Annotated in this window: 14 protein-coding genes; 4 read left to right on the top strand and 10 right to left on the bottom strand. The window is 67.9% G+C overall.

The genetic code is table 11. From position 1 onward, the window contains the following. Positions 1 to 48: 48 nt before the first annotated feature. Entirely contained in the window at positions 49 to 3,033 is a 2,985-nt protein-coding gene (locus ACFV2S_RS07875; RefSeq protein ID WP_385555259.1) for an RNaseH domain-containing protein, read from the top strand. Positions 3,034 to 3,183: 150 nt separating this feature from the next. Here the strand turns inward: ACFV2S_RS07875 and ACFV2S_RS07880 are convergent, their stop codons facing one another. The 5 genes from ACFV2S_RS07880 to ACFV2S_RS07900 all read right to left on the bottom strand — a co-directional run bounded on the left by ACFV2S_RS07880 (position 3,184) and on the right by ACFV2S_RS07900 (position 13,199). After that, a complete protein-coding gene (locus ACFV2S_RS07880) occupies positions 3,184 to 6,327 on the bottom strand; it encodes a type I restriction endonuclease subunit R (RefSeq protein ID WP_385555262.1) in 3,144 nt (1,047 codons plus the stop codon). Next, positions 6,327 to 7,520 carry a restriction endonuclease subunit S gene (locus ACFV2S_RS07885; protein WP_385555264.1) on the bottom strand — a complete coding sequence of 398 codons (1,194 nt, stop codon included), beginning with the start codon at positions 7,518 to 7,520 and terminating at the stop codon, positions 6,327 to 6,329. The genes ACFV2S_RS07880 and ACFV2S_RS07885 overlap by 1 nt, the downstream gene beginning before the upstream one ends. Continuing rightward, entirely contained in the window at positions 7,517 to 9,262 is a 1,746-nt protein-coding gene (locus ACFV2S_RS07890) for an N-6 DNA methylase (protein ID WP_385555266.1), read from the bottom strand. Before ACFV2S_RS07890 ends, ACFV2S_RS07885 begins: the two co-directional genes overlap by 4 nt. A gap of 469 nt (positions 9,263 to 9,731) precedes the next feature. Beyond that, positions 9,732 to 11,060, bottom strand: coding sequence for a class I SAM-dependent RNA methyltransferase (locus ACFV2S_RS07895; protein WP_385555268.1), 1,329 nt, complete (start codon positions 11,058 to 11,060; stop codon positions 9,732 to 9,734). 87 nt (positions 11,061 to 11,147) lie between these two features. Beyond that, on the bottom strand, positions 11,148 to 13,199 hold the full coding sequence (locus ACFV2S_RS07900; protein WP_383790076.1) for an APC family permease: 2,052 nt from the start codon (positions 13,197 to 13,199) through the stop codon (positions 11,148 to 11,150). A gap of 234 nt (positions 13,200 to 13,433) precedes the next feature. Between ACFV2S_RS07900 and ACFV2S_RS07905 the strand changes: the two genes are divergently transcribed. Together ACFV2S_RS07905 and ACFV2S_RS07910 are read left to right on the top strand one after the other, a co-directional pair. Beyond that, a complete protein-coding gene (locus tag ACFV2S_RS07905; RefSeq protein WP_030687099.1) occupies positions 13,434 to 14,102 on the top strand; it encodes a TrkA family potassium uptake protein in 669 nt (222 codons plus the stop codon). Beyond that, the gene (locus ACFV2S_RS07910; RefSeq protein WP_329857199.1) at positions 14,102 to 14,779 is read left to right on the top strand and encodes a TrkA family potassium uptake protein; all 678 of its coding nucleotides are present in this window, start codon (positions 14,102 to 14,104) and stop codon (positions 14,777 to 14,779) included. The genes ACFV2S_RS07905 and ACFV2S_RS07910 overlap by 1 nt, the downstream gene beginning before the upstream one ends. Positions 14,780 to 14,868: 89 nt before the next feature. On the opposite strand, the gene ACFV2S_RS07915 is transcribed toward ACFV2S_RS07910, so the two are convergent. The 4 genes from ACFV2S_RS07915 to ACFV2S_RS07930 form a co-directional block, all read right to left on the bottom strand. Beyond that, positions 14,869 to 15,633: a DUF3159 domain-containing protein gene (locus ACFV2S_RS07915; protein WP_383790070.1), complete on the bottom strand. Its 765-nt coding sequence runs from the start codon at positions 15,631 to 15,633 to the stop codon at positions 14,869 to 14,871. Between the two features lie 3 nt (positions 15,634 to 15,636). Beyond that, a complete protein-coding gene (locus ACFV2S_RS07920) occupies positions 15,637 to 16,035 on the bottom strand; it encodes an OB-fold nucleic acid binding domain-containing protein (RefSeq protein ID WP_073906407.1) in 399 nt (132 codons plus the stop codon). Positions 16,036 to 16,103: 68 nt separating this feature from the next. After that, complete coding sequence (locus ACFV2S_RS07925) at positions 16,104 to 16,790, bottom strand: response regulator (protein ID WP_189804617.1); 687 nt, start codon at positions 16,788 to 16,790, stop codon at positions 16,104 to 16,106. Between the two features lie 91 nt (positions 16,791 to 16,881). Beyond that, on the bottom strand, positions 16,882 to 19,428 hold the full coding sequence (locus tag ACFV2S_RS07930; RefSeq protein ID WP_383790067.1) for an ATP-binding protein: 2,547 nt from the start codon (positions 19,426 to 19,428) through the stop codon (positions 16,882 to 16,884). A 171-nt stretch (positions 19,429 to 19,599) separates the two neighbouring features. Between ACFV2S_RS07930 and ACFV2S_RS07935 the strand changes: the two genes are divergently transcribed. Continuing rightward, positions 19,600 to 20,001: a YciI family protein gene (locus ACFV2S_RS07935; protein WP_385555273.1), complete on the top strand. Its 402-nt coding sequence runs from the start codon at positions 19,600 to 19,602 to the stop codon at positions 19,999 to 20,001. Positions 20,002 to 20,083: 82 nt separating this feature from the next. Here the strand turns inward: ACFV2S_RS07935 and ACFV2S_RS07940 are convergent, their stop codons facing one another. Next, positions 20,084 to 20,752 carry an ABC transporter ATP-binding protein gene (locus ACFV2S_RS07940; protein WP_385555293.1) on the bottom strand — a complete coding sequence of 223 codons (669 nt, stop codon included), beginning with the start codon at positions 20,750 to 20,752 and terminating at the stop codon, positions 20,084 to 20,086. Positions 20,753 to 20,955: the final 203 nt, after the last annotated feature.

Here is a 20,955-nt window from a genome sequence, read left to right on the forward strand (position 1 = left end):
TGCTTTCCCTTTTCGGGAGAAAAGCCGAGAGAAGAGGTAAGACCGTCCATGGGGCGTCGCAACACGCAGCGGGATCTCACCGCACACACCACATCGATCAAGTGCACCCCGCAGCTCCTGGACGGCATGACCGCCCTGGTCTGGGGCTTCGGTGACTACCACTCGCCGACGCGCAGAGCCTGGCGTGACCTGGGCAGCACGGCTAGCCGCAACAGCAAGCGGATCGCAGGCGTACAGGACTCTGACCCCTTCCTGATTCCGTACTCCATCGCGGTCACCGTCCTCCAGCAGATCACTGACGGGTATGTGTACCTGGACAGGGACCTGGCGTTCATGGTGACGCTCAGCCCCGTCGAACCCGCCGTCCTCAAGAACGTCTTCACCTACCTGGAAGGGATCGTCCGCAAGATCCCGCTCGACGAGATCCCGTTCATGGACGAGCCCACTCTGGCGAAACTCGTGGGCGGCGCCACCCCGCAGTCGCTCAGCCTCGCCGAGAACATCCTCGCTCAGAAGGACGACAGGCCAGCCAGCCCTGACAGCTGGGCCTATCAGGCGGTGAGGTGGCATATCGCGAAGAAGCTGGCCGCTAAACCGCTCTTGGACACGGAAGTGGAACCGGTCCGCGAGCTGTACGAGACGAAGGACGGCGAGACGAAGGAACGCATCGTCGACTGGCAGCCGTCCGCCAACACCGCGGCCGTGTATTACCGCCCCGACAGTGACGGCGACCTGATCGCATGGGACCACCCCATCGGCCCGCTGTTCGCCTCCCTGGCCCATCCTGTCAACCTCAGCGAAGCTGCCACCGCCCGTCCCAAGGACCCCACGCGGACGCAAGTCCAGTACGCCATGTCCCGCGTCTCGGTGAAGATGGCCACCTACACCGCCGAGCCCAACCCCGTCCTGAACCTGAACGCACACATCCGCCGCGTCAACAACACCGTGGTCCACGCGCGCACTGCCTTGCTCGATCAAGGGACGCAGCGCCCGCTGTTGTCCCTCGCTCTGGACGGGTGGGGCCTGCGCCAGGCAAACAAACACGCGCTGGAGATCCTGGCGAAACTCGACGCCGACCGGACTGCGCTCACAGCCTTGGAAGAGCGCGTTGCCGACGAACGCCACCGCCTGAACCTCAGGGACGAGAACGGTAAGAGGATCGACATCCTCACGCCCGCGCCCGGCACCATCCGGCCGACCATGCCCAAAACGGACTCCTTCGCTGTCGGTGCCGGGGCCGGCATCTACCAGCTCTCTCTTCTCCAGGACCAGATCCGGCGCGCCTTCGGCGACACCGTCTCTCTGCTCCAACTGAAGTCGAAGGGGAACGTGTTCGGCAAGCGGCTCCACGAACCCGCCACCTCGGCGCAGGTGAAGGAGAAGAAAAAGCGAAAGAGCGACGGGGACTACATCGACCTCATCGGTAATCCCTCGCCCGACAGCATCCGACGGTCCATCGAAGCTGCCGGCTACACCAAGCTCCGGATCCTGTGCCTCTGGTACCGGGACGAAACCCTCACGCGCATGATCCATGGTCTCGCCCACCCCTACAGCCTCAACCCGGGACAGATCGACCCCGACCCCAGCGGAAAGGACATCACGCCTCTCGCGGAGGGTATCGAGGCAGTTTTCTGCAACGCCGAGGCCCTGCTGAAACACGGTCCTGGAAAGGAGAGGGCCTCGGACGCCGAAGCCCTCATCAGCCAGTTCACGGAACCGGGCGTGCTCCTCGCGGCCTGGTGCGAGACGGAGCTCCCTGTCCGCGGGGATGAGCACGAAGGCATGAAGCCCGCCGAGGTGAAGTCCGCCCTCGCCGAGAATGACGCCAAACACCAGGTAGTACGGGAGCTCGCAAAGGCCGCAGTGCCATCTCAGTTCTTGGTCGGCCGCACCTACGACCCGTTTACCAAGTCGTTCAGCACCGTCAAGAGGCCCGCTGCGGCGTTCGAAGACCACCGCGTCTACATGGGGCAGCTGGACCTGTACCGATCGTGCGGCGTGATCGACGATCGGTTCGAGCGTGCTCTCTACCCTGAAGACGACCCCTATCCGTTGCCCCGCATGGCCTTCGTGGGCATCCATATCCGCAAGCAGGCCACCGATCGCAAGTACAAGGGACAACCCAAGAGGATCATCACCGCCACCGCGGTGATCCCGTCCCACAAGGCCGGCGAGCCCTGGCGCATGCTCGGTTGGAGCAACATCCACCCGCAGTGGGAACACTACGCGCGGGCGCAGAGCAATTTCCATGCCTCCAACTACCCGCTGCACACACAGGACGGACAAGGTGAGATGCAGCGTTGGGCGCAGGCCGGCGAGGACGTCCGTACCGCCCTCCAAGACCTCAGCGACGAGCTCTATGGGCTCCCGTACGCCCTGATGATCGACGGCCACGCCAGCCGCCGTGTGTGGCCGGGCCTGCATAACAACAAGCAGGGCCTCCCCCCGGACCCGAACGACCCGCGCCTGTGGCTCCCGGGGAGCGGCCTGCCCGCTTCCTGGAACCCCGTCAGCATCATCCGCATGAATTGCGCGCAGGCCGAGATGCCACGTCTCGTATCCGTCACCGAGACGCTGAAGAACGGCACCACCAAGCCACTCAAGACCTCCAGCGACCTCTACTACCCGGAAGATCGACCCGAGGGGCATCCATGGTTCCTGTTCACCGAGCCCCGCAACTACGGTAAGAAGCGCCACGGACAGTGGAAATCCCGCTGGCGCGCGGACCCGGGCAAGGCGTCAAAGAACGCTGACGAGCGCAAGGAGAACGAGCTCAACTCCCCTTGGTACAGCATGACCACGCGCGAAATCACCCCGATGCACACACTCAACGGGTACGAGCGCGAGGCCCTCGCCGTCGCCGCAGCCCGACTCAGCCACCAGGCACTCTCGTGGTCCGACCGGACCCGCTACCCCGCGCCACTTCACGCCGCACTGCAGATGGACCTTGGCCACCCCCAGTTCCGGCGTTCCGAGCCAAAGGACCAAGCGAGCCTCGACATCCTCAAGGAAGCCAGCGGCACCGACGCTTAAGCTGGCGTTGGCCCAGCCGTCGACGACACCGCACAGAGCTGACGCACCGCCGCCGCAGGGCGGCACCGCACGGAACAGGGCCCGGACCGCGACGCGCGGTCTGGGCCCTGCTGCCGAATCGGGGCTCTGCCGCCGTACTGGCTGCCGTACCTAAGAATCCAACTGCTGCTCGACCGCTGCTTCGTAGAAGGCATCCGCGAGTGCGACGATGATCGAGTTGATAGCCGGCCCGTCGGTGAAGAAGTAGTCGGCCATCGTGTTGTGGGCGTCCTGGTTGTCTGCGACCGCCTCCGTAACGGCTGCCTGGAAGTCCTGCGACTCCACGAACTGCTTCTTGGAGTTCACCTTGGTCTGCTTCACCAGGTTCGGGTCGGCGAGCAGCCGCTGGACGAGGCCCTGCACGAACTCCCTGATCTGGTACTCGGCGAACGACTCAGCGCCGAAGAGGTCGTTCATCTTGTCTATGACGACCTGGAGCGCGACGTACTTCGGGTCCTTCTTCGTTCCCGTGCCGGCGGCGCTGATGCCCTTCAGCTGCCCGTCACCCACGAGCGAGATGTCGACCGGGATCGCCTTGTTGTGCTTGACCCCGACCAGCACCACGTCAGAGAGGTCGACGTCGGCCGCCCACGCGGACTCGGCGATGACCTTCTCCAGCAGGCGCAGGAAGATCGAGAGCATCTCCATGTAGGGGTCGCCGTAGTCGACGATCTGGGACATGAAGTCATAGAGGCGTACGTAGGTGGAGACGTCCTTGCGGAACAGGTCGAGCGCCTGGAGCGTGACCTTGTCCTCTTCCTCGATCGCCCGCGCGTAGCGTCGCCGGAAGTCGTGCTGCGCCGGGCTGATCGCCGCCGAGAGGGCGTTGTTGCCCTTCCGGGTCACCCACAGTTCGGCGACCTTGCGGACGTCATCCTCGGTGTAGATTCCGGCCTGGGCGAGCTTGTTCGCCAGGTGGACGACGACGTACGGGTCGGTCTCGGTCTCGAGGGTCGCGTTCTTGAAGTACGGCTCGAAGGCCGCCTTGATGTCCTCGGGCTTGTTGGCGAAATCGATGACGAACGTCTTGCGCTTCTGCTCCCCACCCGCGGTGCGGTGGGTGCGGTTGAGTCGCGAGAGCGTCTGCACCGCGGCGACCCCCGACAGCTTTTTGTCGACGTACATCGCCGAGAGTAAGGGCTGGTCGAAGCCGGTCTGGAACTTGTTGGCGACCAGCATGATCTTGTACGTATCGCCCTTGAACGCGGCTGCCAGATCAGCCCCGGCACCGGGGTTCATGTTGGTCTCGGTGAACTCGTCATCCTTCGACGGCTGCGGGCCCCAGTCGCTGTGCCAGGTCTCGTCCTCGGCCATCGTCACCCCGGCAGAGAAAGCGACCAGGGTGCGGTAGTTGTACGAGGCGTCCTCGGCGCTCCGCCTGGCGATGTAGGCGTCGATGGCCCGCTTGTACTTCACCGCGGACTTGCGCGAGTCGGTCACCACCATCGCCTTCGCCTTGCCTTCGAGGAGGTAGGCGACGTTGGAGTGGAAGTGCTCGACGATGATCCGCACCTTCTGGCTGATGTTCGTCGGGTGGAGCTGCACCCACCGCATCAGGCCCTTGCGGGCGGCGCCCTCCTCGACCTCCCCTCCGTCACCGCTCTCGGCCCTGCCGGCGATCTTCAACGCGGTGTCGTAGTGCTGGTAGCCCTTGAGCACGTCGAGGATGTAGCCCTCCTCGATCGCCTGCTTCATCGAATACAGGTGGAACTCGTACGGCTTCCCGTCGGCGCCCTTGCGGCCGAACAGCTCCAGCGTCTTGTTCTTCGGCGTCGCAGTGAAGGCGAAGTAGGAGATGTTCTCCGACTCGGCCCGCTCGGTCATCTCCGCGGCCAGCAACGACTCCACATCGATCTCGCCACCATCCTCGATCTCCTTCACCTCCTCAGCGGTCAGCACCTGCTTCAGCTTCGAAGAGATCTGACCCGACTGGGAGGAGTGCGCCTCATCGGCGATGACGGCGAACCGCTTGCCCTTCAGGCCGGCGTCGCTCCGTATCTCGTCCAGCGCATGCGGGAAGGTCTGCATCGTCACGACGATGATCAGCTCACCGTTCTTCAACGCCTGAGCCAGCAGACCCGACTTCGACTTCGCGCCGGCCTTGCGGACGTCTTCGGGGCTGATAGTCGCGACGATCTTGCCGGTGCCGTCGATCTGCCGGATCGCATCCTGCAACTGGGAGTCGAGCACCGTGCGGTCCACGACCACGATGACCGAGTCGAAGACCTTCTGGTCATCGACATGTAGCCGCGCCAGCCGATGGGCTGTCCAGGCGATGGTGTTCGTCTTCCCCGACCCGGCCGAGTGCTCAATCAGGTACCGCTGCCCGACTCCCTCCTCCTTCACCGCCTCGACGATGCTCGTGACGGCCTCCCACTGGTGGAACCGCGGGAAGAGCATGCTCGTACGCCGCACCGAGTTGCCGGTGGTGACGTCCCACTCCTCCTTGGTCTGCACGATCATCAGCCGCCCGATGATGTTCAGCCAGGCGTGCTTCTCCCAGACGCGTTCCCACAGGTACGCCGTCGCCGACCGTTCGTCCTCGCCAGGCGGGTTGCCGGCACCGCTGTCGAAGCCGATGTTGAAGGGCAAGAAGTGGGTCTTCTCCCCCTCCAGCCTCGTGGTCATCGCCGCCAGGCCGTTCGAGACAGCGAAGTGCACCAGTGCCCGGTGCCCGAACGACAGCAACGGCTCCGGCCGCCCGTTCGTCAACGGATTGCGATCACGCTTGTACTGGTTGACCGCCTCGTCCAGCGACTGGGTGAAGTCGGTCTTCAACTCCACCGTTGCCACCGGGAGCCCGTTGACGAAGAAGACCAGATCGATACTGCGCTGGTCGGCGGTCGAGAAGTGCACCTGCCGCACCACCCGCACCCGCATCATCCCGTAGTGTGTCGTCGTGGTCTCGTTGAGTGACGTCTCGGGACGGAATTGCGCCAGCTTCAACCGGCCGCCGCCGATGTACTGCACCCCGTTGCGCAGCATGTTCAGGGTTCCGCCGCCGTGCTCCAGCGGCCGGTCCAGCGCCGCGGTCAGTACATCGAGGAACTTTTCCTTGGAGCCCGCCGCTTTCAACGCCTTCTCGTACGCCAGCCTCTGCGTATCCTTCAGCCACTCGAACAGGTCCTTTGGGAACAGCGCCCGCTCCCGGTCGTATTCACCACCGTCACGATCATGCGTCGAGTACAGCCAACCGTTTTCCTCCAGGTATTCGCAGATCTCCGTCTCGAAGACGTCCTCGTTGTGATCGGCCATCACGCCGCCCCCCGTGCGTCGATCTGCCCCGTCACCGCCGCTGTAATAAGCGCTGCATGTCGCTCCTGAGCAAGCTCGACGAACCTCTCCGACTCGACGATCAGTGTGTCGGTCTTCGCATCCTGCTCGTCGAGGTGCGACGCAATGCGGCGCTGCTCTTCTACCGGCGGCAGGGAAATGGGCAACCGGCCAAACATCGCCCAGTTACGGAAGTCGACGCTGCGTTCACGCACATTCGGAGCCTGTGTGACGAGGAAACCGCTGCGCCCTAGATACCGCAGCAAGCGAGCGACGTATGCCAGGTCATCTCCAGCGGTTGCTTCGCAGACGTGATACACCGGCGTAGCATTTCCGTGGCTATCAGAAACTCCCACAGCGCCCGCAAATCCGTCGAGGGCATGGAACACCAGGTCTCCCGGACGAATCTCTTGGTATCCATGCTCGGTGTTAGAGAAGGTATAGCCGTCCTCCCGGCGGTTGCTTCGAAGGGTCACGACGCCGTCGCGAAAAGCAGTAACAACGCCCAAGCCTGACAGTGCGGGGCGAGAGAGAGGTCGAAGTACTCGCTTGACTGTGGTGTGACGAGCCCGAGACGGCGCCCCCAGAAGGGCATCAGCTTCTGCATCGCGCCGCTCGCGGAGCATCTCGATCAGTCGCTTCTGCTCCTCGATGAGCACGTCGATACGCGCCGTCTCACGGTCGAGAAAGTCGGCGATGGCACCCTGCTCCGGCAGTTCTGGGAGTGGGATCTGAACTCGCCCAAGCCGTTTCCTCGGGATTCGCTGGCGTGTGGCCCCATCCTGAAGGCTCGCCATAAAACTGCGGGTCGGTGCAGCATTGACCGCATAGGTGACATAGCGCCTGTCTGCCTTGGTGTCGTCGCAGCGGAGAACAGCGACATCGACGACCGTCACAGCGCGCCCAACCTCTTGGGGAACAATGCAGGCACGACCCAATGGGTCTGGCATTCTCGCGATTAGGACGTCGCCAGCCAGCACAGGCGAGCAGTTGAGTCGCCCGAAGGCTGCTTCATTGATACGCCTGTCCGACCGGTCACGAAAGAAACCATCTCCAATATCAGCCAATTGAAGGAGTCTGATCTCGCCGTCTGGATCTTGATCCTTGCTCTCTACCCAGTCTCCGTCGTGAAATCCGCCCGAAACAGCGAGCGAAGCAAGAGAAACCTGCCTCACTTCTCGACCTCCCTCAACAGGTCGAGGATCTTGGCGACCTGCTTCTCCAGGTCGGCATCGATCTCTGCAAGGGGGCGAGGTGGAACGTACCTGTAGAAGTGGCGGGTGAAGGGGATCTCGTAGCCGGTCTTGGTCTTGGCCCAATCGACCCAGGCGTCAGGAACGTGCGGCTTCACCTCCGCGTCGAAGTACGTCTGGATGACTTCACGCTCCCCTGCGGCTCCGACGGTTGAGCCACCGTATGTGAAGGGCACGTTCTCGGTGTCACGCTTCTTCGAGTCGGGCTTCGGGCTGCCCTTCCGGTCGACGACAGGGTTCCCATCCTCATCGAGCAGGGGACGCTCGACGGTGACGGTCCAGTAGCCGAACTCGTCGTTGCGCAGCACCTTGGAGAAGTCAGGATCGGCGTCCTCGAAATCGGCGTACAGCCGCACGATCTCAGCGCGATCATGGTCGCTGATCTCGCGTCCCTTAGACCCGAGGTTCTTGCGCATCTTGGTCCAGAACGACGTGCCGTCGATGAGCTGAACCCTGCCCTCGCGGTCGGGGTGCTTGGTGTTGTCGAGGATCCAGATGTAGGTGGCAATGCCGGTGTTGAAAAACATGTTGGTCGGCAGGGCAACGATCGCCTCGACCAGGTCGTTCTCCAGCAGCCACCTGCGGATGTTGGAGGGGCCGGATTCGGCGGCGCCGTTGAAGAGCGGCGAGCCGTTCATGACGATGCCGACGCGGCCGCCGCCGTCCTCGGGTACGCGCATCTTGTGGGCCAGGTGGAGCAGGAAGAGCATCTGGCCGTCCGAGGTCGCGGGGAGTCCCGGCGCGAATCGGCCGTAGGGGCCGGCGGAGTCGCGCTCCGCCTTGACTGCCTTGGCGTACTGCTTCCAGTCCACCCCGTAGGGCGGGTTGGACATGCCATAGTCGAACTGGCGGCCCTTGAAGGCATCGTCAGTAAGCGTGTTGCCGAAGGCGATGTTGGTCGCGTCGTGGCCCTTGGCGAGCAGGTCGGACTTGCAGATGGCGTACGACTGCGGGTTGTACTCCTGGCCGTACAAGCTCAGCTTCGCTTCGGGGTTCTCGGCGAGCAGGTGCTCCTCTGCCAAAGAGAGCATGCCGCCGGTGCCGGCGGTGGGGTCGTACAGCGACCGGATGATGCCGTCCTCGGTGAGGTCGACGTCCTTTTCCGCGAAGAGGAGGTCGACCAGCAGTCGGATCGCGTCGCGCGGCGTGTAGTGGTCTCCGGAGGTCTCATTCGCGGCCTCGTTGAACTTGCGGATGATGTACTCGAACGCATCCCCCATGTCCGCGTTGGACACCTCGTCGGGGTGCAGGTCGACGTCGCCGAAGGACTGGACGATCTCGCGCAGGAGCCCAGCCTTCTCCAGGGCCAGAATCTCCTTCTTGAAGTCGAAGGACTCGAACACGTCCACGTCGGCGGAGAACCGGTCGATGTAGTCAGCGAGGTTGTCCGCCAGCCCGTCCGGATCGGCCAGAAGGTTCGCGAACTCGTAGTTGGAGGTGTTGTAGAAGCTCCGCCCCGTGACCTTCTTGACCTCGACCTTGAGCCGGTTCGGGTTCTCGTACCTCGCAGCCAGCTCCCGTACCGCCGCGCGGTCCGGCTCGAGGATGCAGTCGAGCCGTCTCAAGATCGTGAACGGGAGAATCACCGTCCCGTACTGGTTGGGGCGATAGGGGCCCCGAAGCCGGTCAGCGAGTGACCAGATGAAGCTACCGAGCGTGCTCACAAGGTTCCTTACGAGAATCGTCTAGCAGTGCTGATCACTCTGCCAGAGGCAGCAGCCAGCGTCCCATGGTTCAGCTATGGGACCTCCTCGACGTGCTCTTGCCGATCGACCCCGGAGCCTGCGCGTGCTGCCGGAGCGGAACTTCCCTAAGCGTTGGAAGATGGCAAAACGAAACAGGCTCGGCGAACTTCCACTACAGCGAGTTGAAGATGCGCCGGCACGGCACCGAAACATCCCTGGGCAAGCAACTGCTCCTGAGCGTGTACTGGACAGTGTCCGGACGGGAGCTGCGGGTCGTTCATGCCCTCACCTCCCGCAGGTGGGCTCCGGCCCACCGTCACCTGCAGGAAGCCCTACCTGACACCCCATCAGAACGAGCGTCAAATGAGCGTCACGAGCGTCATCTCAGCGTCAAGACATCGCCCGTAACGCCCACACGGCACATACCGCGCACCCGCAAAACCCCAGGTCACGCGTCCTTCTTCACCGGCTCCAGAATCGCCACGCACTCCACGTGGTGCGTCATCGGGAAGAGGTCGAACGCACGCAGCGTGCGTACCTTGTACCCGCGCTCCGCGAAGTAGGCGAGGTCGCGGGCCAGGGCTGCCGGGTCGCAGGCCACGTAGGCGATGCGGCGGGCGCCCAGGCCGGCCAGGTGGTGGACCGTCTGCTTGCCGGCGCCCGCGCGGGGCGGGTCCAGGACGATGAGGTCGACCTCGGTGATGCCGGTGCGCGGGAGGACCGCCTCGACCTTGCCCTGTTCGATGCGGACGCGCGGGAAGCCGGCCAGGTTGTGGCGGGCGTCCTCCACCGCGCGCTTGCCGGACTCGATGCCGAGGACCGCGCCCTGGTCGCCGACGCGGTCGGCGATGGCGCCCGCGAAGAGGCCGACGCCGCAGTAGAGGTCGAGGGCCGTCTCGCCCTTGCGGGGGGTGAGGCCCTGCATGACGGCGAGCATGAGGGTCTGCGCGGCCTTCGGGTGGACCTGCCAGAAGCCGCCGTTGCCGACGCGGTAGGTGCGGTCGTCGGCGCGCTCGCGGACGAAGGCGCGGCCGTGGACGCGGTGGACCCCGCCGTCCTTCTCGTCGACGCGGAGGACGGAGACCGGCTTGTCCAGCTCGACCAGCGGGAGGCGGCCGCCGGGCTTCGGGGTCAGGATGACCTGGCGGTCGTTCGAGCCGGAGGCCGCGATGGCCTCGACGGCGGCCATGCCCTCCCAGCCGCGCTTCTCGATGCCCAGCTCCGAGACGCCCTCGGCCGCGATCATGCAGTGGTCGATGACCTCGACCTCGTGGGAGCGGTGCTTGCGCAGGCCCGCGTGGCCCTCGGCGTCGACGGCGTACTGGACGCGGGTGCGCCACTTCGGGACCTCGCCCGCGGGCAGCTTGTCGCCCTCGGCCGGCATGACGGTGCCGTCCCAGCCGGCCTCCTCCGGGGTGAGCCCGGCCAGGCGCTGGAGCTGTTCGGCGAGGACCTCGCCCTTGAGACGGCGCTGGGCGCCCGGCTTGGCGTGCTGCCAGTCGCAGCCGCCGCACTTCCCGGGGCCGGCGAAGGGGCAGGGGGCCTCGACGCGGTCCTTGGAGGCGTCCAGGATCTCGATCGCGTCGGCGCGCAGGAAGCGGGAGGTCTCCTCGCCCTCGGTGACCCGGACGCGGACGCGCTCTCCCGGCAGCGCGTGGCGGACGAAGAGGACTCGGCCGGCCTCCGTACGGGCGATGCAGTGGCCGCCGTGGGCGACCGGGCCGACCTCGACCTCGTACTCCGCCCCGACCAGCGACGTAACAGGGGTGTTCTGCATGACCGGGGACTCCAGGAGGAAGAAGAAAGGTGGGCCGCCCCGCGGACCTCGGTCCGTACGGCAGCCCACCAGTCTAGTTGTTCTTTTTCAGTTGTTCTTCGCGGTGGGTTCCTTCTGGCGCTTCTCCACCGGGCCGCGGCGGACCGAGCCCGGCGCGTTCCACTCCTGGCGCTTCCTGGCCCGCTTCTTCGCGGCCTCGGAGGACTGGAGCTGGTACGGGACCGAGGTGACCATGACGCCGGGGGTGAAGAGGAGCCTGCCCTTGAGGCGCAGCGCGCTCTGGTTGTGCAGCAGGTGCTCGTACCAGTGGCCGACGACGTACTCGGGGATGTAGACGGAGACGGCGTCGCGCGGGCTCTCGCGGCGGAGGCTCTTCACGTGTTCGATCACCGGCCGGGTGATCTCGCGGTACGGCGAGTCGAGGATCTTGAGCGGCACGTTGATGCCGCGCCGCTCCCACTCCTCCTTGAGCGCCTTCGTCTCGGCCGGGTCGACGTTGACGGTCAGCGCCTCCAGCTCGTGCGCGTGCATGAGCTTGGCGTACGCGAGGGCCCGGAGGGTGGGCTTGTGGAGCTTGGACACGAGGACGATGGAGCGGACCCGGGAGGGGCGCACGTACTCGTCGGGGCGTTCCTCGGCGGCGGCGATCTCCGCGGCGACGGAGTCGTAGTGCCGGCGGATCGCGGTCATCGTGCCGTAGAAGATCACCATGCCGAGCAGCGCGACCCAGGCGCCGTGGGTGAACTTGGTGGCGAGGACGACGACGAGGACGAGGCCGGTGAAGAAGGCGCCGAAGGTGTTGATCGCACGGGAGCGGATCATGTGGCGGCGCTTGGCGGGGTCCCGCTCCGTCGCCAGGTGGCGGTTCCAGTGCCGGACCATGCCGATCTGGCTGAGGGTGAAGGAGACGAAGACGCCGACGATGTAGAGCTGGATCAGCCGGGTGGAGTCCGCCCCGTAGATCACGACGAGGAGGGCGGCGGCGCCCGCGAGCAGCACGATGCCGTTGGAGAACGCGAGGCGGTCGCCGCGGGTGTGCAGCTGGCGCGGCAGGTACCGGTCCTGGGCGAGGATCGAGCCGAGGAGCGGGAAGCCGTTGTACGCGGTGTTCGCGGCCAGGAACAGGACGAGCGCGGTGGCGGCGGCAAGGACGATGAAGAAGAACGTTCCGTCGCCGAAGACGGCGGCCGCGACCTGGGAGATGACCGGGTCCTGGACGTATCCCTCGCCGACCGGGACGCCGTTGTGCAGCAGGTCCGTGGCGGGCTTCTCGGCCATGCGCACGTCGGTGGCCATGGCCAGGAAGATGATGCCGCAGAACATGGTGACGGCCAGGCCGCCCATGAGCGCGAGCGTGGTGGCCGCGTTCTTCGACTTCGGCTTGCGGAAGGCGGGGACGCCGTTGGAGATGGCCTCGACTCCGGTGAGCGCGGCACAGCCGGAGGAGAACGCGCGCAGCAGCAGGAAGACCAGCGCGAAGCCGGCCAGCCCCTGGTGCTCGGCCTTGATCTCGAAGTCCGCGGTGGGCGCCCTCATGGTGTCGTCGAGGACGATGCCCCGGTAGGCGCCCCAGAGGATCATGATGAAGACGCCGGCGACGAAGACGTACGTCGGGATCGCGAAGAGGGAGCCCGACTCCTTCACACCGCGCAGGTTCATCACGGTGAGCAGCACGATCACGGCGACCGCGCAGGCCACCTTGTGCTCGACGACGAAGGGGATCGCGGAGCCCAGGTTCTCGATGCCCGAGGAGATCGACACGGCGACGGTCAGGACGTAGTCGACGAGCAGGGCGCTCGCGACGGTGAGTCCGGCCTTCGGCCCGAGGTTGGTGGTGGCGACCTCGTAGTCGCCGCCGCCGCTCGGGTACGCGTGCACGTTCTGCCGGTACGAGGCGACCACCGTGAACATCAGGACGACGACCGCGAGCGCGATCCACGGGCTGAAGTGGTAGGCCGACAGGCCGGCGACGGAGAGGACGAGCAGCACCTCGCCGGGGGCGTACGCCACCGAGGACAGCGGGTCGGAGGCGAAGACGGGGAGGGCGATCCGCTTCGGGAGAAGGGTCTCTCCCAGCTTGTCGCTGCGCAGGGCCCGCCCGATCAGGATCCGTTTGGGCACGTCGGTCAGTTTGGACACGGAGAGGATCGTAAGCGTTCGAAAAGAGCCACGCGCACCGGCACCCCCGATCCGCACCGAATCTCCCTGAGTACCACCTCGGATGCGGTCCCCGCCAGCGTTGCCGCTTAAGCTCGGACCGGGCGACCCGTCAGGGCGTCGTCCGCCACGGCCCGGGCCGATCGGGCGAGGAAAGTTGTGAGCAGGGTGTTTTCGCAGGTCAGCAAGGCGATCAGGAGTGCGGGGTAAGGGGACGTGCACATCGTCATCATGGGCTGCGGGCGAGTGGGAGCCGCTCTCGCGCAGACCCTCGAACAGCAGGGGCACACCGTCGCGGTCGTGGACCAGGACCCGACGGCTTTCCGCCGTCTGGGATCGGGCTTCGGCGGGCGCCGGGTCACGGGTGTGGGCTTCGACCAGGACACGCTGCGTGAGGCCGGGATCGAGGAGGCCGGTGCCTTCGCCGCGGTGAGCAGCGGCGACAACTCCAACATCATCGCGGCGCGGGTCGCGCGCGAGATGTTCGGCATCGAGAACGTGGCGGCGCGGATCTACGACCCCCGGCGCGCCGAGGTCTACCAGCGCCTGGGGATCCCGACGGTCGCGACGGTCCGCTGGACCGCCGACCAGATGCTGCGCCGGCTGCTCCCCTCGGGCGCCGAGCCGCTGTGGCGTGACCCGAGCGGCGGTGTGCAGCTCGCCGAGGTGCACACCTCCCCCGCGTGGATCGGCCACAAGGTGAGCCTGCTCCAGGAGGAGACCGGCGTCCGCGTCGCCTTCCTCACCCGGCTGGGCGAAGCGATTCTGCCGACCTCGCAGACGGTGCTCCAGGAAGGTGACCTGGTGCACGTGATGATGCGTACGGACGAGATCGCGAAGGTCGAGGCGGCCTTCGCCGAAGGTCCCGAGGAGGGCGGTCACTGATGCGTGTCGCTATTGCGGGCGCGGGCGCGGTGGGCCGTTCCATCGCGGGCGAGCTCCTGGAGAACGGGCACGAGGTCCTGCTGGTCGACAAGGCGCCGACCGCCATCTCGGTGGAGCGCGTGCCGCAGGCGGAGTGGCTGCTCGCCGACGCCTGCGAGATCACCTCGCTGGACGAGGCAGCGCTGCAGCGCTGCAACGTGGTGATCGCGGCGACCGGTGACGACAAGGTGAACCTGGTCGTCTCGCTGCTCGCCAAGACCGAGTACGGCGTGCCGCGCGTGGTCGCCCGGGTGAACAACCCGAAGAACGAGTGGCTGTTCAACGAGGCCTGGGGCGTGGACGTGGCCGTCTCGACGCCGCGTCTGATGTCGGCCCTGGTCGAGGAGGCGGTGAGCGTCGGCGACCTGGTCCGGCTGCTGCGCTTCAGCCACGGCGACGCGAACCTGGTCGAGCTGACGCTTCCGCCGGAGTCGGCGGTGGCCGGTACGCAGGTGGGCGAGGTCGCCTGGCCGCAGGACACCTCGCTGGTGACGATCATCCGCGGTTCGCGGGTGCTGACGCCGAGCCCCGAGGAGACCCTGGAGGCCGGCGACGAGCTGCTGTTCGTGGCCGCGCAGGCCCGCGAGGAGCAGCTGGAGGACCTCCTCCAGGTCCGGCGGGAGCCCACCGAGTCCTGAGACTCGGCCGTGCGTACGGGGAAGGGCCCGGACCTGTCCGTCAGGTCCGGGCCCTTCGTCGTACCGCAGCTGCGCTCTCGTACCGTTTCTCAGGCCTCGGGGTGGCGCTGCGCCGCCGCGGCCGCCTTGCGCTCCTTCTCGGCGCGCTCCTCGGCCTCCATCTCGGCGAAGACGTCGATCGGCGGCGGGGCCTTCGCGAGGAACACCCAGGTGAGGTAGACGGAGAGCAGGAACGGCGGGATCTTCAGGGCGACGAGCACCCAGCCGAACTTGGTGGTGTCGGCCCACCAGTACATCGGGAAGAGGATGGCGCACTTCCCGAGCAGGATCAGGCCCCAGGCCCAGCTGGCCTTCGTGTAGGCCTTCTTGCGGCCCGGGTTGCGGGTGCGCCAGGAGAGGTTCTCCTTGAAGACCGGGCCGAGGATCAGGCCGATCAGGGGCACTCCGGCGAGGGCGGTGATGATGTACGCCAGGGCGAGGCCCAGGGTGTACAGCATGCCGGGCAGGTAGAAGTCCTTGGCGTTGCCCGTCATCATCGCGAAGACGACGCCGAAGGCGACGCCGAAGACGCCGCTGAAGGCGTGCTTGACGGTGTCCCGGCGGATCAGCCGGACGGCCACCAGGACGAGCGAGACCGCGAGTGCGGCGATCGCCGACACCTGGAGGTTCTTGTTGATCGTGAAGATCGTGACGAACAGCAGGCCGGGCACGACCGTCTCGATCATGCCCCGCACGCCGCCGAAGGCCTCGAACAGCGCGGCCTCCGTCACCGCCTTGTCCGCCTGGGCGTCCTGGTCGGGGGTCGACCGGTCCGTGGTCGACCGGTCCGCGGTCGGCTTGTCGAGGGACGTCACCGGCTACTCCTGTCCGAGCGGTCGGAGCTCGTATTTGGGGTTGAAGAGGACCCGCCGGCCGTGGCTCATGGAGATGCGGCCGGAGGCGATCAGCTTGCGGCCGGGCTCGATGCCCACGATGGAGCGCCGGCCGAGCCACACGACGTCGAGCGGTGCCGTGCCGTCGAAGAGTTCGGCCTCCAGCGCGGGCACACCGGCCCGGGGACGCAGAGTGACCGTGCGCAAGGTACCAGTCACCTTGACTATCTGGCGGTCGGAGCAGTCGCAGATGCGCGTGCACCCCGAGGCCTCGGCGTCTTCCTGGAGCTCCTCCGACTCCAGGTCCTCCGGGGAGGAGGAGAGCCGGTCGAGCATCCGGCGGAACCTTCCGGCCGGCTTCTCTGTACGCGGTGCTGCACTCATACACAAAGCGTACCGGCCACCGGTGTCACCGGAGGCGGCCCCGGCCCCCCTTCCGTACGCCCTCCGCCTCAGTGTTCGAAGCGGTAGCCCATGCCCGGTTCGGTGACGAAATGGCGCGGGTGGGAGGGGTCGGTCTCCAGCTTGCGGCGGAGCTGCGCCATGTAGACCCGCAGGTAGTTGGTCTCCGTGCCGTAGGAGGGCCCCCAGACCTCCTGGAGGAGCTGCTTCTGGCTGACGAGCCGGCCGCTGTTGCGCACCAGGACCTCCAGGAGGTGCCACTCGGTGGGGGTGAGCCGGACGTCCCGCCCGTCGCGGTGCACCTTCTTCGCGGCGAGGTCGACGGTGAAGTCCTCGGTCTCGACCACGACGACTCCGTCCTCGGCACCGCCGACCGGCTCGGCGCGGCGCACGGCCGCGCGCAGCCGGGCGAGCAGCTCGTCCATGCCGAAGGGCTTGGTGACGTAGTCGTCGGCGCCCGCGTCGAGCGCCTCGACCTTCTCGTCGGAGGTCTGCCGGGCGGAGAGCACCAGGATCGGCACCCTCGTCCAGCCGCGCAGGCCCTTGATGACCTCGACGCCGTCCATGTCGGGCAGTCCGAGGTCGAGGACGACGACGTCGGGGTGGCGTTCGGCGGCGAGCCGGAGGGCGGTGGCGCCGTCGGGCGCGGCGTCGACCTCGTACTTCCGCGCCTTCAGGTTGATCACCAGGGCGCGGACGATCTGCGGCTCGTCGTCGACCACGAGGACCCGGGTCATGGAGGGGGCCTACCTTCTTCGTCGTGTCAGGGGGTACGGATAGGCGTACGGGCGATGCCGCTCGTACGCAAGCGGGTACGGGCCGGGTCGGTCAGGTCACCGCGTGGGCCGGCAGGCCGTGGGCCGGGGCCTGGGGGCCGCCCGGCGCGGCACGCAGGGTGAGGACCATGGTGAGGCCGCCGCCGGGGGTGTCCTCGGCGCCGAGGGTGCCGCCCATGGCCTCGACGAAGCCGCGCGCGACCGCGAGGCCGAGGCCGACGCCGGAGCCGCGCGGGGCGTCGCCGAAGCGCTGGAAGGGCTCGAAGATGCCGTCCTTGGCCTCGTCGGGGACGCCGGGGCCGCGGTCCACGACCCTCAGCTCGACCCGGTCCCCCAGGGCGCTGGCCGCGACGGCGACGGGCTCGCCCTCGGGGCTGTACTTCACGGCGTTCTCCACGATGTTGGCGACGGCCCGCTCCAGGAGGCCCTTGTCGACCTCGACCATGGGGAGCGTCTCGGGGATGTCCAGCTCGGCGCTGCCGTCCGGTACTCCCCCGAGGGCCATGGGGACGACCTCGTCGAGGTCGACGGTGCGGATCAGCGGGGTGACGGTGCCGGTCTGGAGGCGGGACATGTCGAGGAGGTTGCCCACGAGGTGGTCGAGGCGGTCGGCACCGGCCTCGATGCCCTCCAGGAGCTCGGCCCGGTCCTCCTCGGACCATTCGACGTCGTCGGAGCGCAGCGAGGTGACGGAGGCCTTGATGCTCGCGAGCGGGGTCCGCAGGTCGTGGCTGACGGCGGCGAGCAGGGACGTGCGGATCTTGTTGCCCTCGGCGAGCTTGCGGGCCTCCTCCGCCTCGCCGACGAGCCGCTGCCGGTCGAGGACGACGGCGGCCTGGGCGGCGAAGGCGCCGAGCACCCGCCGGTCCTCGGCGGGCAGCACCCGGCCCGTCAGGGCGAGGGCCAGGTGGTCGCCGACGGGCATGTCGACGTCCGCGTCCTCCGGGCGGGCCACCGGGTGGGGGCCGACGCTCGCCGCCCGTGTCCACGGCTCGACCTCGTCGGCGCGCTCCAGGAGGGCCACCGACTCCATGGAGAAGGTCTCGCGGACCCGTTCCAGGAGGGCGTCCAGGCTCGTCTCGCCGCGCAGCACGCTGCCGGCCAGGTAGGAGAGCACCTCGGACTCGGCGCGCAGCCGGGCGGCCTGGTGGGTGCGGCGGGCGGCCAGGTCCACCACGGAGGCGACCGACATCGCGACGCCGAAGAAGACGGCGATGGCGACGATGTTCAGGGGGTCGGCGATGGTCAGCCGGTGGAGCGGCGGGGTGAAGAACCAGTTGAGGAGGAAGGAGCCGACGGCGGCCGAGGCGAGTGCCGGGAGGAAGCCGCCGAGGAGCGCCGCGCCGACCGTGAGGGCGAGGAAGAGCAGCATGTCGTTGGCGAGACCGAGGTCCGCGTCGACGTGCGTGAGGAGCAGGGCGAGGCCGAGCGGGCCCACGACCCCGACCAGCCAGCCGCCGATGATCCGGGAGCGGCCGAGGCGGGCCCCGCGGGCGACGGGCAGGCCCCGGCCCTTGGCGACCTCGCCGTGGGTGACGATGTGGACGTCCAGGTCGGGCCCGGAGTCCCGGGCCACGGTCTGGCCGACGCCGGGGCCGAACACGTACTGCCAGGTCCGGCGGCGGCTGGAGCCGAGGACGATCTGGGTGGCGTTGACCCCGCGGGCGAATTCCAGGAGCGCGGAGGGGATGTCGTCGCCGATGACGTGGTGGAACGTTCCGCCGAGGTCCTCGACGAGGGTGCGCTGGACGGCGAGCTCCTTCGGGGAGGCCGCGGTGAGTCCGTCGCTGCGGGCGATGTAGACGGCGAGGACCTCTCCGCCCGCGCCCTTCTCGGCCAGTCGGGTGGCGCGCCGTATGAGCGTGCGGCCCTCGGGTCCGCCGGTCAGGCCGACGACGATGCGCTCGCGGGCCTGCCAGGTGGAGCGGATGTTGTGCTCGCCCCGGTACTGCCGGAGGTACTCGTCGACCCGGTCGGCGGTCCACAGCAGGGCCAGCTCGCGCAGGGCGGTCAGGTTCCCGGGGCGGAAGTAGTTGGAGAGGGCCGCGTCGACCTTGTCCGAGGTGTAGACGTTGCCGTGCGCCATCCGGCGGCGCAGGGCCTGCGGCGACATGTCGACCAGCTCGATCTGGTCGGCCCTGCGCACCACCTCGTCGGGGACGGTCTCCCGCTGCCGCACTCCGGTGATCGCCTCGACGACGTCCCCCAGCGACTCCAGGTGCTGGATGTTGACGGTGGATATGACGTCGATGCCGGCCGCGAGGAGTTCGGCGACGTCCTGCCACCGCTTGGGATTCCGGGAGCCCGGGACGTTCGTGTGGGCGAGCTCGTCGACGAGGGCGACCACCGGGCGGCGGGCGAGGACGGCGTCGACGTCCATCTCCTCGAACGTCGTCCCCCGGTACTCCAGGGTGCGGCGCGGGACCTGCTCCAGGCCGTGCAGCATGACCTCCGTGCGCGGCCGGCCGTGGTGCTCCACGAAGGCCGCCACGCAGTCCGTGCCGCGCTCCACCCGGCGGTGCCCCTCGGAGAGCATCGCGTAGGTCTTGCCGACGCCCGGCGCAGCGCCGAGGTAGATCCGAAGCTTGCCGCGTCCCATGGCTCGACCATACGTCCAGCCAATCGGACATTCCGCACGCGGGGAGAGGGCCCGGTGCGGTATTGACGTGATCCTGATGGCGGACCCCGTGTCGAGATCGCGGACCCGGCTCCGACCACCCTTCGACGGCGGGCCACCGGGCCGCCGCACGGCACACCCGAGGAGCACTCCATGAAGTACATGCTGCTGATGCAGTTCAGCTCGCGGACACTCGACGTCCCCTCGATCGGCGAGTGGCGGCCGGAGGAGGTCCGCGCGCACATCGACTTCATGTCCACCGTGAACGGGAAGCTGGCGGCGGCGGGCGAGCTGGTCGACGCTCAGGGGCTCGCCATGCCGGACACGGCGCTGATCGTCCGGGCGGACGCGGACGGTGCGCCGCTGGTGACCGACGGGCCGTTCGCCGAGACGAAGGAGTTCCTGGCGGGCTGGTGGATCGTCGAGGTCCCCGCGCGGCAGCGGGCCCTGGAGATCGCGGCCGAGGTCTCGGCGGCGCCCGGCCCGGGCGGCGCGCCGATCAACATGCCGATCGAGGTCCGCGAGGTGATGTCCGCGCCCCCGACGGAGGCGTGAACGCGGGGACGAGCGTCCGGTGCGGCGCGCCGCACCGGACGGCGGCGCCTTCGCCCGGGCACCACCGCACCGGCGGGTCCGCTCAGTGCTCGACGATCTCGCCGTCGCTGAGCTCCAGCACCCGGTCCGCCAGCCCCAGGAGCTGGGGGTCGTGGGTGGCGACGAGGGCGGTGCAGCCCTCGCTGCGCACCACGGCGCGCAGCAGCTGCATGACGGCGAGCCCGGTCTCCGCGTCCAGCTGCCCCGTCGGCTCGTCGGCTATCAGCAGCGCCGGCTTGTTCGCGAGGGCCCGGGCGATGGCGACGCGCTGCTGCTGGCCGCCGGAGAGCTCGCCGGGCCGCTGGTTCGCGTGGTCGGCGAGGCCCACGAGGCCGAGCATCAGGGCGACCCGCTCCTCGCGCTCCTTGGGGTCCGCCTTGCGCAGCCGCAGGGGCACGCCGACGTTCTCGGCGGCGGAGAGGATCGGGAGCAGCCCGAAGGACTGGAAGATGAAGCCGATGCGGTCGCGGCGCAGCTCCAGGAGTCCGTTCTCGCCGAGCGTGGAGAGGTCGGTGCCGTCGATGACGATCCGGCCGCCGTCGGCGGTGTCGAGCCCGCCCACGAGGTTGAGCAGGGTCGTCTTGCCGGAGCCCGAGCGGCCCTTGAGCGCGACGAGCTCGCCGCGCGGGATGTCGAAGGAGACCCCGCGCAGGGCGTGGACGGCGGCCTCGCCCGTGCCGTACGAGCGGCGAAGGGCCTCGACGCGGACCATCGGCGGGCCGGCCGGGTCCTCGGCGACGGCCGTAGCGGACCTGGTGCTGCTCTCACTCACCCTGTGCTCCCCCTCCTCGAACATGTGCGCCGCCAGTATGGTCCGCCGCCGCGCCCGAGGGCCAGAGCCGGGGCGCGGACCTGTGGAAAACGGCCCGGGGGGGGGGGCCCCGAGCCGCAGGGTAGGGGGGGGGCCCCCCGGCC

Source organism: Streptomyces sp. NPDC059695, assembly GCF_042733785.1.
Classification (GTDB): Bacteria; Actinomycetota; Actinomycetes; order Streptomycetales; family Streptomycetaceae; genus Streptomyces.